This window comes from Ruegeria sp. CDSA236 (assembly GCF_059611285.1).
In genome coordinates this window covers 237,308-252,033 of the sequence record NZ_JBXWPG010000002.1, presented here as the reverse complement: position 1 = coordinate 252,033, position 14,726 = coordinate 237,308, and the positions used below count along the sequence as shown (strand labels likewise).

The 14,726-nt window shown below is 58.6% G+C and carries 14 protein-coding genes; 1 reads left to right on the top strand and 13 read right to left on the bottom strand.

Annotated elements, in window-relative coordinates; translation table 11 throughout:
- Window positions 1–126: 126 nt before the first annotated feature.
- From ftsZ to ftsW, 11 genes are all read right to left on the bottom strand, one after another.
- Window positions 127–1,734 carry a cell division protein FtsZ gene (gene ftsZ, locus AC2FLB_RS05255; RefSeq protein WP_271950278.1) on the bottom strand — a complete coding sequence of 536 codons (1,608 nt, stop codon included), beginning with the start codon at window positions 1,732–1,734 and terminating at the stop codon, window positions 127–129.
- 348 nt (window positions 1,735–2,082) lie between these two features.
- Window positions 2,083–2,496, bottom strand: coding sequence for a hypothetical protein (locus tag AC2FLB_RS05250; protein ID WP_271950279.1), 414 nt, complete (start codon window positions 2,494–2,496; stop codon window positions 2,083–2,085).
- Entirely contained in the window at window positions 2,483–3,817 is a 1,335-nt protein-coding gene (ftsA, locus tag AC2FLB_RS05245; RefSeq protein WP_281972769.1) for a cell division protein FtsA, read from the bottom strand. The genes AC2FLB_RS05250 and ftsA overlap by 14 nt, the downstream gene beginning before the upstream one ends.
- Before the next feature lie 8 nt (window positions 3,818–3,825).
- Window positions 3,826–4,821: a cell division protein FtsQ/DivIB gene (locus AC2FLB_RS05240; RefSeq protein ID WP_142635027.1), complete on the bottom strand. Its 996-nt coding sequence runs from the start codon at window positions 4,819–4,821 to the stop codon at window positions 3,826–3,828.
- Window positions 4,809–5,687: a D-alanine--D-alanine ligase gene (locus AC2FLB_RS05235; RefSeq protein ID WP_496708779.1), complete on the bottom strand. Its 879-nt coding sequence runs from the start codon at window positions 5,685–5,687 to the stop codon at window positions 4,809–4,811. Before AC2FLB_RS05235 ends, AC2FLB_RS05240 begins: the two co-directional genes overlap by 13 nt.
- Window positions 5,688–5,833: 146 nt before the next feature.
- A complete protein-coding gene (gene murB, locus AC2FLB_RS05230) occupies window positions 5,834–6,760 on the bottom strand; it encodes a UDP-N-acetylmuramate dehydrogenase (RefSeq protein WP_496708778.1) in 927 nt (308 codons plus the stop codon).
- A 45-nt stretch (window positions 6,761–6,805) separates the two neighbouring features.
- Window positions 6,806–7,060: a DUF2484 family protein gene (locus AC2FLB_RS05225; protein WP_142635031.1), complete on the bottom strand. Its 255-nt coding sequence runs from the start codon at window positions 7,058–7,060 to the stop codon at window positions 6,806–6,808.
- Window positions 7,057–7,341 (bottom strand): DUF2484 family protein, encoded by a 285-nt coding sequence (locus tag AC2FLB_RS05220; RefSeq protein WP_496708777.1) that lies wholly within the window; start codon window positions 7,339–7,341, stop codon window positions 7,057–7,059. The genes AC2FLB_RS05225 and AC2FLB_RS05220 overlap by 4 nt, the downstream gene beginning before the upstream one ends.
- A 52-nt stretch (window positions 7,342–7,393) precedes the next feature.
- Window positions 7,394–8,791 carry a UDP-N-acetylmuramate--L-alanine ligase gene (gene murC, locus AC2FLB_RS05215; RefSeq protein ID WP_282021454.1) on the bottom strand — a complete coding sequence of 466 codons (1,398 nt, stop codon included), beginning with the start codon at window positions 8,789–8,791 and terminating at the stop codon, window positions 7,394–7,396.
- Window positions 8,788–9,885 (bottom strand): UDP-N-acetylglucosamine--N-acetylmuramyl-(pentapeptide) pyrophosphoryl-undecaprenol N-acetylglucosamine transferase, encoded by a 1,098-nt coding sequence (locus tag AC2FLB_RS05210; RefSeq protein ID WP_496708776.1) that lies wholly within the window; start codon window positions 9,883–9,885, stop codon window positions 8,788–8,790. The genes murC and AC2FLB_RS05210 overlap by 4 nt, the downstream gene beginning before the upstream one ends.
- A complete protein-coding gene (gene ftsW / locus AC2FLB_RS05205; RefSeq protein ID WP_496689711.1) occupies window positions 9,885–11,048 on the bottom strand; it encodes a putative lipid II flippase FtsW in 1,164 nt (387 codons plus the stop codon). The genes AC2FLB_RS05210 and ftsW overlap by 1 nt, the downstream gene beginning before the upstream one ends.
- A 483-nt stretch (window positions 11,049–11,531) precedes the next feature.
- Here ftsW and AC2FLB_RS05200 point away from each other — a divergent pair, with 483 nt between their 5' ends.
- On the top strand, window positions 11,532–12,713 hold the full coding sequence (locus AC2FLB_RS05200; RefSeq protein WP_496690899.1) for a BaiN/RdsA family NAD(P)/FAD-dependent oxidoreductase: 1,182 nt from the start codon (window positions 11,532–11,534) through the stop codon (window positions 12,711–12,713).
- A gap of 22 nt (window positions 12,714–12,735) precedes the next feature.
- Here AC2FLB_RS05200 and AC2FLB_RS05195 read toward each other — a convergent pair whose 3' ends face one another.
- Window positions 12,736–13,110 (bottom strand): glycine zipper family protein, encoded by a 375-nt coding sequence (locus AC2FLB_RS05195; RefSeq protein WP_246097157.1) that lies wholly within the window; start codon window positions 13,108–13,110, stop codon window positions 12,736–12,738.
- Window positions 13,111–13,221: 111 nt separating this feature from the next.
- A complete protein-coding gene (gene murD / locus AC2FLB_RS05190) occupies window positions 13,222–14,616 on the bottom strand; it encodes a UDP-N-acetylmuramoyl-L-alanine--D-glutamate ligase (protein ID WP_496708775.1) in 1,395 nt (464 codons plus the stop codon).
- Window positions 14,617–14,726: the final 110 nt, after the last annotated feature.

Below are 14,726 nucleotides of genomic sequence, written 5' to 3'. Positions count from 1 at the left end.
TTGCAACCGAATGAAACATGAATGTGACAGGTCGGCAAAACCCTGCTCACATAGGGATAATGCACTGTTTTAAAATAAGAAAGGGCCGCCAAATGGCAGCCCCTCTTTAGTATATTGTTACCGCGATCAGTTGGCTTGACGGCGAAGGAAGGCCGGTATTTCGATCCGATCCTGCTCCGGGTCGTCCTCGACATGTGCAGGTGCCGTAGCGTCAGATTGGCGCAATACCGGCTGCTGGCGGGCCGGTTGCTGCGCCGGAGTATCGGCTGCGTGGCCGGTCATGCGATCAATCAGGCGGTTAAAACCAAATCGCGGGCGGTCGGCATCCCCATGATTATCGGAGACCTCCTGCGGTCGAGGCGCAGGATGACCTCTTTCAGCCGGAGGTACATTCTGGACGGCTGCCTGCAAGCGCCTCAGCGCTTCAGGTGACGGCGATCCTGCGGGTGCTTGCGGCTGAGGTGCGACAAAGCTTTCTGGGGCGTATTCGACCGGCTCGGGAGTCGGCTCGAATTCGGCCACGCGCGGCTGATAGGCCGGGGGTGGCAGGCCGTCATCATCCTGTTCTGCGCGCGGTTGGAACTGCGGTTCCATCGGCTCTTCAGTTGTTTCAAACAGCGAAGGTTCACGCGTTGGTTCGGGCTGAGGTTCAGGTTCGGCGCTTGCCGCCACTGACATTTCTTCCAGGGCCGCTTCCTCTGCAGAAACCGAACGGGTCAGCGGTGCCGACATCGAACGACGCGCGACAGGCACATCATCCTGTTTTTCGCTGGCGTCGATACCTGTTGCCACAACCGAAACGCGCATGCCGCCTTCCATTGCGGTATCCAGCGTGGAGCCGACGATGATATTCGCCTCTGGGTCCACTTCCTCACGGATACGGTTTGCGGCTTCGTCCAGTTCGAACAGGGTCAGGTCGTGGCTGCCGGTGATGTTGATCAGAACGCCCTTGGCGCCCTTGAGGCTGATTTCATCCAACAGCGGGTTCGCGATGGCCTTCTCGGCGGCCTGAACCGCGCGATCTTCGCCGGTGGCTTCGCCCGTGCCCATCATCGCCTTGCCCATCTCGTCCATAACGGCGCGAACATCCGCGAAGTCGAGGTTGATCAGGCCCGGACGCACCATCAAGTCGGTCACGCCTTTGACACCCTGATACAGAACGTCATCCGCCATCGAAAACGCCTCGGTAAACGTGGTCTTTTCGTTGGCCAGACGGAACAGGTTCTGGTTTGGAATGATGATCAGCGTGTCGACAACGCGCTGCAAGGCTTCAACACCGTCTTCGGCCTGACGCATCCGCTTGGCGCCTTCGAACTGGAAAGGCTTGGTCACAACACCGACGGTCAAAACACCCAATTCACGCGCTGCCTGCGCGATGATCGGTGCGGCACCCGTGCCGGTGCCACCGCCCATACCGGCCGTGATGAAGCACATATGCGCGCCTGCCAGATGGTCTACAATCTGCTCGATGCTTTCTTCGGCCGCTGCCGCACCCACTGTCGGACGCGCGCCCGCACCCAGACCTTCGGTGACTTTCACGCCTAGTTGAACTCGTGACGAAGACTGGCTTTGCTGCAGCGCCTGGGCATCGGTGTTGGCAACGACAAAATCGACACCGTCCAACTGTTTTTCAATCATGTTGTTGACGGCGTTACCGCCCGCTCCGCCAACGCCAAAAACTGTAATCCGAGGCTTCAGCTCGTCGTGCCCGGGCATCGAAAGATTCAATGTCATGCTTCTGTCCGCCTGTTTATATAACCCGCCAACGCGGTGTTTTTCTTACCTATCCACTAACAATCCTACCGATCCAAACGGCAAACGTCACGCCAAAAATCGCGAAAATCCACAAAATATGGAGGAAATAAGGCACCTGGAAACAGTATTTGGCAGAGATTGCCAGATGTTGCGGAATTATCTCAAAGCACCACAAAACATGCGACGCTCGCGCCACTGTTGACGGGCGCGTCACTTGCAATTCATTCACATTCTGTCTGCGGAAAACTGCTCAAGCCCTCTCGCAAGGCCTCTGACGGACCCTGTGGATATCTTGCGGGATTTTGACAGCCCCTGCAAGATATTTCTTTAGCTAATTGGGGCACTTGGGCAGTTAAGACCTTTCTCAGAAATGTCCCTGACCTCTTGAATTTCTGTCCTGGAGAAACCGACCATTCGCACCATCAACTGGTCTTCATACAAAAACGGCCACCAGCAAACTGGCAGACCATCCTCGTCATCGTCGTACAGAAAGCAAATCTGCCCATTAGGAGTTGTAATTTTCCCGTACACACAACCCTTGCCCTCCATACGCCAGACCGAGAGAGTCGGGCTCAGGAACTCTTCGGTGCCGACCAGCATTCCGCTGTCATAGACGTGAAACTTTACGGTCTTTCCTTGAACGGCCCCCAGGAAGGCTTCGGGTGTGATACGGGTCTGAGCCTCTATCGCTGACGGCACAGCCATGACCAGCGCCGCGATCGCGGCCTTACCAGTTGTCACGGAACCACCGCACAGCGCGCTTGAACGGGCGTGCGGAATAGGTGTCTACGGGGATTTCAAAATCCCACCATTCATCCTGTGGGTTGGCTGCAAACAGGCTTAGCCCCACAACCGAAGAGAACCCCGGCCCTGTGGCCGATTGCGGCAACCCATGGACCCGCAGCGGGCGACCAAGGCGAACACGCTGGCCCAGAATACGAGAGGCCAACCCGTCCAGCCCCATGATTTGGCTACCGCCTCCGGTCAGGACGATCTGCTGACTGGGCATGTGCTCAAAGCCAGCCGCATCCAGCCGGACACGCACTTCTTCCAGGATTTCTTCGACACGTGGACGCATGATACCTATCAACTCTGCCCGGCTGACCGTACGGCGGTCATGTTCCCAATCGCCGGTATCACCGCCAATGTCGATCAGGTCGCGGTCATCCGCGCCTGTCGCGTGAACGCCGCCATTGAATGTCTTGATCCGTTCGGCAACAGACGCCGGAACGCCCAGCCCCATCGAGATGTCACTGGTCACATGATCCCCACCCATGCGCACGCAATCGGCATAGATCATGTGTTTCTTCATGAATATTGACACGCTCGTGGTGCCACCGCCCATGTCGATACAGGCCGCACCCAGTTCCTGTTCATCCTCAACCAGCGCCGAAATACCCGAGACATAGGCCGAATTTGCGATACCGGCCAATTCGAGATCGCAACGCTTGATACAGCGCACGATATTCTGGATTGCAACCGCGTCCACGGTCAGCATGTGCATATCGACGGCCAGCGATTGCCCCATCTGACCCCTTGGGTCGATCAGGCCCGATCGGTTATCCAGCGCAAAATTCACCGGCTGAGCATGTAGGACTTCGCGGCCCGCACCATAGTCGGGCACGTCACAGGCATTCAGAACCCGGCCGACTTCGGCCTCGGTTACCAGCTGACCTTCCAGATCCACCTGGGCATCCAAACCATAGGACCGCGGGTTTGCCCCCGAGAAACAGGCGATCACATGGTCGACACGGATATCTGCCATTTTCTGCGCGGCCTGAAGCGCGGTTCGAATGGCGCGCTCGGTCTCCTGCATCGCAGTGACTTCGCCAAATTGCACACCACGGGACCGCGTGGTCGCGGCACCGATCACCCGAAACCCGGATTGTCCGGCCAGAGACCCGATGCCACTGTCCTCGTGCAAACGCCCGGCGCCGTCGAACCGCAGAACAAGGCAGGAAATCTTTGAGCTCCCGACATCCAGAATAGCGACAACGCCGCGTTGCATCGCCTGCCTGCGCATTTGCCGCATGGCCCGTTGGGACTGATAAAGATCGGTCATCATTGTCGTTACTGCCCACTACTCACATCTACTTTTGTATTCCACCAGTCTTCGCTGGCGGCTTTGGTCATTCGGATTGTTGGTCGCTGACCCAGGCGCATATCCACCACGGCCACATCGCGTTCCAGAAGATCCTGAACCTCGTTCACGGCCAACACGCGTTCCAATGCGCGCACTGGCCGTTCTGTCGGCAACATGATGCGCTGACCGCGATCCAGAACCAGATCCCAGCGACGTTCGCCAATTCGCACCAGACCGCGCACCCGATTGCCAAGACTGCTGGCTGTGGCAGTCAGTTGCAGCGCTTCGGGTACATAGGAATCCGCGCCCTCACCCGCGATCAGTGGCAGATTGGAGTGATCCTGCCGCGATGCGATGATTTCAACATGCGCGCCAGTTTCATCCAGCAATTCGACCCCTCGGCGGGTACGCCAGACAATGGCGGGCTGCCGTTCGACAACATCCACCTGCAGGATACCTCCTGGACGGATGCGCACAGAGGCTGATTTAACCGGATCCAATCCTGTGATCGTTTCGCGCATCTGTTCGACATCCAGGTCCCAGGAACTGATTGGGAAGTCCAGCGGCACCACTTCACGAATGTCTTCCGAAAGGTTGGTTCCCGCCCCATCAATCGCCATCAGGTTGACCATGAATTCTGGTCGCTGCTGGATCGAGATTTTCACATCATGGACATGAGCCACAATCGCTTCGCGCCGGTCCTGAGAGCTGAAATACCCGCCAAGCGCAGCACACACAGCGAAGACCGGCAGCCCGTATTTCAGGCCACGGCGAACACCAGGCGTCAACATCCAGCGCTGCAACCGATAGCTTAGGCGGGACGGCGCCGGATCAAACGCCGATGACTTACGCCCCCAAAGTCGCCGCAGGCGGAACTTGGGTTCTACATTGTTGCGGTCCCCCGAAGCGAAATCGGCATCCGGACCGGCAAGTGGCTTTGACCGATGGATAACCGGCGCACGGGTGGCTGTCAGCGGTCGCATGATGCGTCCTCCACCATCCATGCGCAAAACTGGCCGAAGGTTATCCCGCAATGCGCGCCCTGTTCCGGAGCCAGTGACGTCGGCGTCATTCCTGGCTGGGTGTTGGTTTCCAGCAGGAACAAGCCCTCTGCGCCCTTGCTGTCATCCCACCGAAAATCTGTGCGGCTGACGCCTTTGCAACCCAACAGATCATGCGCCTGTTTGGCAAAGCCCATACACAGGTCAAAAATGTCCTGCGGGATTTCAGCAGGCAGCATATGCCACGACCCGCCCGGCTTGTACTTGGCATCGTAATCGTACCAGCCATCCGTCATGATTTCTGTCACGGTCAGGGCGCGGTCGCCCATGACTGTGACGGTCAACTCGCGGCCAGCCACATATTGTTCGACCATTACCAGTTCGGGCATGTCGTCTGCCAGTTTCGGTGGAGTGTTGGCGCCCTCATGCACCAGATAAATGCCGACGCTGGAACCCTCGTTGTTGGGCTTGACCACATAGGGCGGTTCCATCGTGTGACGCGCGGCAACTTCGGATTTGGCCTCGATCACACTTTCGGCGACTGGCAGACCCGCGATACGGAACGCCGCTTTGCTGCGCTGCTTGTCCATGGCCAACGCCGAAGCCAGCACACCCGAATGGGTATAGGGAATACGCAACCACTCCAGCAGACCCTGCACGCAGCCATCCTCGCCCCAGCGACCATGCAGAGCGTTGAAGACCACATCCGGCTTGATATCCAAAAGGCGCGCATAGAGGTCCGGACCCGCGTCCAGTTCGACCACTTCAAAGCCTTCTCCCCTTAGGGCGGCTGCGCATTCGCGCCCAGAGCTGAGAGACACCTCACGTTCCGCCGAGGGTCCACCCATCAATACCGCCACTTTGGGGTTTGTCCTGCTCGAACTACCCACGTCGTGCGCCTCAAATCCTGCGGACCTTATGTGGTGGTCCGTCCTGCTTTATGCCTTTGATCCGTCGCCCTATTTTGCCTGTTTTGGGTCTGACGGTCGGAGCTTTAATCTGTCAGCGGATCACCGACCCGCATGATTTCCCACTCTAGCGTGATGCCGCTTGTTTCGTAAACCTTTTTTCGCACATCTTCGCCCAACCCTTCGAGGTCGGCAGCGGTGGCAGAGCCGGTGTTGATCAGAAAATTGGGATGCTTGGGGCTCATCTGCGCTCCACCCCGCATCACGCCCCGCATTCCCGCGTCGTCGATCACCTTCCAGGCCTTGAGGTCATGCACATCATCCGCGCGACCGGTTGAGGAAAATCCCGCCGGATTGCGAAAGGTCGAGCCCGCGCTGCGATCTTTGGTCGGCTGGGTCTCATCCCGCTTTTTCAACTGCGAGTCCATGCGGGCATGCAGTTCATCAGCATCATCTAGGGGGCCTTCGAACGTGGCCGAGATCAGCACCGCCCCCTCAGGCAGATCCGACTGACGATAGCGAAAATTCAGTTCTTCGGGCGTCAGATCGACGACCTGCCCTTGCCGCGTAATGATCGTCGCCTTGCACAGAACATCCGCCGTATAGCTGCCATAACATCCCGCATTCATCCGCACAGCCCCGCCAATCGACCCCGGAATGGTTCGCAAAAACGTCAGGTCCACGCCCGCATCAGCTGCCTTGCGCGCCACATGCCCATCCAGCGCCGCCGCGCCTGCGGTGACAATGTTGCCCTCAATCGAGATGCCATTAAATCCCCGGCCCAACCGGATCACTACGGCGCGCAGCCCTCCGTCCCGGACGATCAGGTTCGAACCGACGCCCATCGGGAAAACCGTGATATCGTCAGGTAAGTCGCGCAGAAACTGCTGCAGGTCTTCTTGGTCGGCGGGTTGAAAAAGGTAATCCGCCGGTCCTCCGACCCGCAACCAGGTCAGATCATTCAGCGGGCGGTTCTGGGTGAGCTTGCCGCGTGGCGAGGGAACAGAAGTCATGGCCGCTAATTCGCGGATTTGAACCGCCAAAGCAAGCTGTATCCGCTATTGCGCGGCACCCAGGATCCGACGCAACCACCGGCCCAGATAAATCACGGGCCAACGCAGTACCGAGATCCCAGCAACCAGAACAATCAACCCGATCCATGGGCCGTTCTGCAGCGTGACATAGCCAACGATAGGAATACCCGCAGCAATCAAGAAATAGGCGCGGGTCCAGTGATTATCCTTGCTGGGGATCATCGCCAGCACATTCGCAACAACTCCCCACAGGGCGGCAAGGGCAATGGACCAATTCATTCGTCGTCCCCTCGGCCTGTCCAACGTTGCCAATAGTGGCGAATTGGGTTGCGGAACATGGATGCAAAAGCCGCAAAGCCCAGGACCGAAAAGAACCAGCCGAAATCGTAACCCAGCCAGACAATCAGCGCCGGCGCAACGATACCCAACACAATCCCCGGTGGAAATTGCAGGCGCATCGGTAGCATGGCCACGATAGTCGACGCTATGACCCACAACCCTGCAAATAATACCGAGTACGCCAAATCTTGCCTCCGAGACCGCTTTTTCTGCGGTTGCACGATCACTCTTTAGGGTTGCACCACAAAAGAGTCCATTACGTCACATCGCCTGTTATTTCTGCAAGCGCGAAGGCAGGCCATTGGCCCAGGCGCTGATCGTACCGGCTCCAAGGCAGACAACCATGTCTCCGGGGCGGGCCTGTTCACGAACCAGACGTTCAAGATCGGATTCGTCCATCAAAGCGCGGGCATGTCGATGCCCATGCCGGATGAGCCCCTGAACCAGGTCATCGCGGGACGCCCCTTCGATCGGGTCCTCTCCGGCAGCGAAAATATCGGCGATGGCAACAACGTCGGCGTCATTGAAACAGGTACAGAAATCATCGAACAGATTAGACAAACGCGAATACCTGTGGGGTTGATGGACCGCGATCACACGGCCTTCGGTGGCCTGGCGTGCGGCTTTCAGAACCGCTGCGATTTCAACCGGGTGGTGACCGTAATCGTCGATGATCGTGACACCATCGACCTCACCCACTTTGGTAAAGCGACGATTGACGCCACCGAAATTAGCCAACGCTTCGCGGATTTCGGCGGCTTTCATGCCCAGATGGCGGGCAACAGCAACCGCAGACAACGCGTTCGAGACGTTGTGGTCGCCTGGCATCGGCAGGGTGCAGCCCTCGATCCTCTTGTCTTCGTATTGCAGGTGAATGTCGAAATGTGCGACGCCGCCCTTATAGGTCAGGTTCTCGGCCCGCACATCCGCCTGCGCGTTGAAACCATAAGTCCGCACGCGCCGGTCTGTGATGCGACCCACCAGTGTTTGCACTTCGGCGTGGTCGGTGCAGCAGACGGCAAGCCCGTAAAACGGCAGGTTCGAGACAAATTCGTAGAACCCGTCGCGCAGCTGGTCGAAATCGCCCCAATGCTCCATATGCTCGGGGTCGATATTGGTGACAATGGCAATGGTCGCAGGCAGACGGTTGAACGAGCCGTCGGATTCGTCCGCCTCGACCACCATCCATTCGCCCTGCCCCATTCGCGCATTCGAGCCATAAGCGTGAATGATACCGCCATTGATCACGGTCGGGTCAAATTCCCCTGCCACCATCAGTTCAGCCATCATCGTGGTGGTGGTGGTCTTGCCGTGGGTTCCGGCAATGGCAATGTTGGATTTCAAGCGCATCAACTCGGCCAGCATATCGGCCCGACGCACCACTGGCAGGCCCCGCGCACGGGCACCGTCCAGCTCCGGGTTGCCCGGTTTGATCGCGGTCGACACCACAACCACGGCGGCGTTCTCAAGGTTTTCAGCGCTTTGACCGACAAAGATCTCGGCGCCCAGACCAGCAAGGCGGTCGGTGATTTTCGACGCTTTCAGGTCCGAGCCCTGCACCCGGTAGCCCAGATTCAAAAGCACCTCGGCAATGCCCGACATCCCGATCCCGCCGATACCCACGAAATGGATCGGCCCGACATCCTGCGGCAGTTTGGTTGCTGGGGTCATGCGGTCTCCTTCTGGGCCAACTGTTCGACCTGGGCGACCAAACGCTCGGTCGCGTCCGGTGCGCCGGTCGATAAGGCGGCATGGGCCATCTTTTGCGCGGCTTCGGGGTTTGTCAGAACTGCGGTGATTTGCTGTGTCAGCGAAGGAACGTCAAGCAGGTTCTCTGGGATCATGATTGCCCCTCCGGCCTGAACCAGCCCGCGTGCATTGGCGGTCTGATGATCGCCCGCTGCGGCGGCATACGGGATCAGGATCGAGGGCCGTCCGATGACGGATATATCCGCCACACTTGACGCGCCTGAGCGTGATATCACCAGCTGCGCATCGGACATACGACGGGGCACATCCTGAAAGAACGGTTTCACTTCGGCACGGATACCGTGGTCGTCATAAAACGCGGAAACACGGGCGCTGTCTTCGTCGCGGGCCTGATGTGCGACACGAATATGTCGGCGCATCTCATCAGGCAGCGCGGCAATCGCTTCGGGCACAATCTGACTAAGGATGCGCGCCCCTTGCGAGCCACCCATCACCAGGATCGACATCGGGTAATCGCCCGGTGGGATATAGCCTGCCGCAGCCCGGTCCAGCACAGCGGCCCGAACCGGGTTGCCGGTATGTATGCCCTTTGCACCGTCCGGCAGATCAGTCGGCCAGACACCACAAGCCACCTGCGCCACGCGAGTCGCAAACAGCTGGTTCACACGGCCCAAAACGCCATTCTGTTCATGGATCATACGCGGGATCTTCAACATCGTCGCAGCGCCCAGCGCCGGGATTGAGGGATAGCCGCCAAAGCCGACCACGACGTCCGGTCGGTCGCGCAACATCTGAAACGCCATACCGGCGACACCACCTGCGATCTTGGGACCGACCATCAGTTTGGCGGGCAGTCCGCCACGGGCGAATGTGGCCGAGGACGCCTCGACAATTTCAGTCGAATGCGGAAAGCCACCCGTATATCGTGCGCCGCGCGTATCGGTGGACAAGCGCACACGCCAGCCCCTGTGCAGCATCGCCTCGGCTAGCGCCTGAGCCGGGAACATGTGGCCCCCGGTCCCGCCAGCCGCAATCAGAAGGTAGGGTTTGCCCATCAGCCTCGTCCGCGTAGAATATCACCAAGTTCGCCCTGTGGGCGGGTGCGGGTAAACGCCAGAAGCATGCCGATTGCAATACCACCTGCAATCAGCGAGGACCCACCATAGCTGACGAACGGCAAAGTCATGCCTTTGGCAGGCAAAAGGCGCACGGCGACGCCCATATTGATCATCGCCTGAACCCCGAACATGCAGGCCAGACCGGTGCCCGCCAGGCGGATGAACATGTCGCGCTCGCGCATCAGCCGCAGCAATGACCGCACGACGATCAGCGAATACAGTGCAATGATGATCAGCACCAGGATCAGGCCATATTCCTCGGCCGCGACAGCGATGATGAAATCCGTATGGGCATCGGGCAGCGACCATTTCACCTGCCCTTCACCCACGCCGACACCGAAAAGCCCGCCCTCGCGGATCGCATTGGTGGCATAGCCCAGCTGGGTGGTCGGATCGACCTCTTGGTTCAGAAACCCGTCAATGCGTCGGGCGAAATGTTCCGAGTTGGAATAGGCGAACATACCGCCAAGCACGACAAACCCCGCCATACCAACCAGCAACAACATCGGCGCACCGGCAACGAAATACATCACGCCCCAGCCAAACAGGATCAGGCAGGCCTGACCAAAATCGGGCTGCATAACCAACATGGCGACAATCGCCATGCACAGCGCAAAAGACCATAGCCGACCGGGCGGGCCGTTGATCTGTTGTGACGCGGCCAGCAACCAGGCCGCCACAACGATAAACCCGGGTTTCAGAAATTCAGACGGCTGCAGCGAGGCAAAGCCAAGCGAATACCAGCGCACCGCACCTTTGCCAAAATCTGTGCCAAAGACGGGAAGGAAGACCAGCGCGACAAAAGCAGCAAGAAACCCCAACACCGCCAGACGTCGAACCAGTGTGGGCGACATCATCGAAGTCAGCAGCATCGCAACAAGCGCCATTCCGCCGAACAACGCCTGGCGTTCAACGTAATGGAACGGATCGAACCCGTTGCGACCAGCCAGCGGCGGCGATGAGGCCAGCCCCAGCAACAGCCCGATGACAAACAGGATCAGTACGCAGGACATCGTCCAACGATCAATCGTCCGCCACCACTTTGGTAGAATCGGTTCTCCGCGCTGGTCCTGGACCGCGCCATACACCATCTCAGTCATGAGATACCGCCACTATCTGCCTCGTCAACGCCCCGTTTTCGGGGTCTATGTGCGAGTCTACAGGGGTTTTAGCGTTTGGGCTAGTGGAATGACGCCGCGACAGGGGGAAATTAGCGCCTTCAAGCCAGTGATCCGCTTCAGGGCTTCCCGTACCGGGCGTTCGGATCACCTAGGGAACAAGATCGTAGTGCTTTATCCTTCTGGATTCGACCAATTCAGCCTTTTTTCCCAGTCGAACTGTGACTTGGGAAATGCGTGTGATCACTGAACCGCCCTCCTGTGCAGTGCGTCAAATTGAGCTTCCTTGTCGGGCGTATTCTGGCACATGGTATTCCGGCCAACATCACAAGTGTTCCAACTGCCAATTTCAGACCATTTTCCCAAACCAATCAGAGGACGGAGCCACAGTCACGGACAGACGTTTGCAGCGCGCGTTTACGTCTCCCCCTTGCCATCCCAGTCATTCCACGCCATCCCCCGAGCATGACTTATGATACGATCATCCTGGGCGCCGGTGCTGCTGGCTTGATGTGTGCAGCCCATTGCGTTGGGCGCGTTCTGGTGATCGATCACGCGAAGGCGCCGGGTGAGAAAATCCGCATCTCGGGCGGCGGGCGGTGCAATTTCACCAATATGTATGCCGGGCCGGGCAACTTCCTGTCTCAGAACCCGCATTTCTGTAAGTCCGCATTGGCGCGCTACACGCAGTGGGATTTCATTGAAATGGTCGGGCGTCATGACATCGCTTGGCACGAGAAAACACTGGGACAGCTGTTCTGCGACGGTTCCTCGAAACAGATCATCCAAATGTTGCTGGATGAAATAGAGCGCGCCGGGGCCGAGCTGTGGGTAAGGACCGAGATGAAGGACCTGTGCAAAACCGACACTGGTTTCGCGCTGACGGTTGAACGCGAGGGACAGCGTCATGCCCTGACCTGCACCAATCTGGTTCTGGCCACGGGTGGCAAGTCGATCCCTAAAATGGGGGCGACGGGTCTGGCTTATGACATCGCACACCAGTTTGGATTGCGGATGACCGAGACACGCGCGGCTCTGGTGCCGTTCACCTTTACCGACGGCAGATTCAAGGACCTGTCCGGTGTCTCGCTGCCGACGCGGCTGTCGAACGACCGGACCAGCTTTGACGAGGCTTTGCTTTTCACCCATCGCGGCCTCAGCGGACCAGCTGCGCTGCAACTATCCTCATACTGGCGCGAGGGTGAGGCGATCCGGGTCAACCTGATCCAGGATATGCCACTGTTCGACCTGCTGCGAGATCAGCGCCAAAACAGCGGACGCAAAGCCCTGACTACTGAACTTTCCCGGCAGTTACCCGCGCGATTGGTCGATTTCCTGAGCCAACACATTCCCATGCAAGGCAATTTGGCCGACCAATCGGACACCGCCCTTTCGGACCTGGTCGAGGCCCTGTCGAACTGGCATCTGACCCCGTCCGGGACCGAAGGCTATCGCACCGCCGAGGTCACGCTGGGCGGCATCGACACCGATGATCTGTCGTCAAAAACGATGGAGGCCAGGGATGTCCCCGGCCTCTATGCGATAGGTGAAGCGGTGGATGTCACCGGTTGGCTGGGCGGGTACAATTTCCAATGGGCATGGTCCTCAGGCCATGCCGCTGGAACTGCAATCGCCAGTCGTGGTTAGCCGACACGGTATTTGCGCGGCACTAGCCGACGACGTTGTACCCACGGCCACGCATGCAGTTACGCACCAACACTTCTTTGTTCTGGTTCTTGTTGATCACATCCGCACCGGCGCCAACCAACGCACCTGCAACTGCAGCACGGCCCAGATTATCGCTGCTGTCCTGTACGATCCCGGTCACTGCGGCTGCGCCAACGGCGCCGATGGCTGCATTCCCGGCCGTGGTGCCATCAACAGATGCCTGCGATGCCGCAAGCTGTTGGCACTGCTGCAGATCAACGTTGTAATTAGGGCCAACCGGACCATCGATGATCGGCTGGTAGTTTGCGCCAGTGTTGGTGCAGGCACCCGCAATCAGAATGGCAGGCAGGATCAGGGAAAACTTACGATATGGCATAGTCATAACCTCGTGTTGAATTTGACGGGTAGCAAAACCAAAAAATATGGCGCGTCAAGCTGATAGCTTCTCAGCTTGGCCCAACCGGCGATCTATTGCAAATGGCGTGTCCTAAAGCCGTTTGCGAACCTGTTCGGCAAAATCCTCACCGCGTTGTTCGAAATTGTCATATTGATCAAAACTGGCTGCGGCAGGGGCTAGCAAAATCGTCTCGCCCGACTGCGCGTCGTTCATTGCCTGTTCAACGGCTTCTGCCATTGTGGTGCAAACCAGGGTATCTGCCTGTAACTGCATTGCAAATCCGGCAGCTTCGCGCCCGATCACATAAGCCTTGAGCACATGTTCACTGGCTGAGTTGAGTGCAGACAACCCGCCCTCTTTCTCAAGCCCGCCACAGATCCAGCGGACCTTCTTGAACGCGTTCAACGCCTTTACTGCGCTGTCGACATTGGTCGCCTTTGAATCGTTCACATAGGTGACCCCATCCGCTTCGGCGATGATCTGACTGCGATGCGGCAGGCCCGGATAGCTGTGCAAAGCATCCTGAATGATCCGAGGGGCCAACCCCAACGCGCGGCACGTGGCGTAGGCGGCACAGGCATTCTGGTGATTATGTGCACCGGGCAGACCTTTGATCTCGCGCAGGTCAATCGACCCCGCCTGTCGCCCCTTGCGATACTCCGACAGGAACCCTTTGCGCGCAAATACCTGCCATCCGGGTCCGGTCAACTTGCGGGCAACTGAGATACGGATCACCCGGTCATCCGTCGGCGCTTCGGCCAGCTGACCAGCCAGAAAGGCGCCTTCATCCTCATCCACGCCGATCACGGCACGGTCAGGGCCACCTTCGGCAAACAGACGGCGCTTGGCGGCGAAATAGCCCCCCAAGCCACCGTGACGATCCAGATGATCCGGTGACAGATTGGTGAAAACGGCCACATCAGGTGTCAGCGACCGCGCAAGCTCTGTCTGATAGCTCGACAACTCCAACACCACGACCGAGCCATTGCCCCCTGGATCAATGTCCAAAACGCCTCGGCCGATATTCCCCGCCAGCTGCGACTCACGGCCAGCTTCGGTCAGGATATGATGGATAAGTGCGGCGGTGGTTGATTTCCCGTTCGACCCGGTCACCGCGACCACGCGGGGCGGAGTATCGAGATTGTCCCATTCCGACCCAGCGAACGAGCGGAAAAACAAACCGATATCGTTATCCACCGGTACCCCGGCCTCAAGCGCGGCCGCCACAACCGGGTTAGGCTCTGGGTACAGATGGGGGATCCCCGGCGACACGATCAGAGTGGCGACATCATCAAACGCCCCGTGACGGCCTAGATCGCGGCATGTGAACCCTTCGGCTTCAGCCGCCGCGCGTGCAGCCGGATTATCATCCCAGCAGACGGGTTCAGCCTTACCGGCCCGCAAGGCGCGCGCCGTGGTCAGGCCAGACCGACCCAGCCCCAGAACCGCAACTTTCTGTCCTGAAAACCCTTTGACCGGGATCATATTTCCCACCTTCTTTCGACTTCAAATGCGCCGACACACTGCACAGATGAACCTGCCATTGGCAAGATCGACAGCAGGTTTGTGCGCAGCGCGAGCCCGGCCCAACAGGA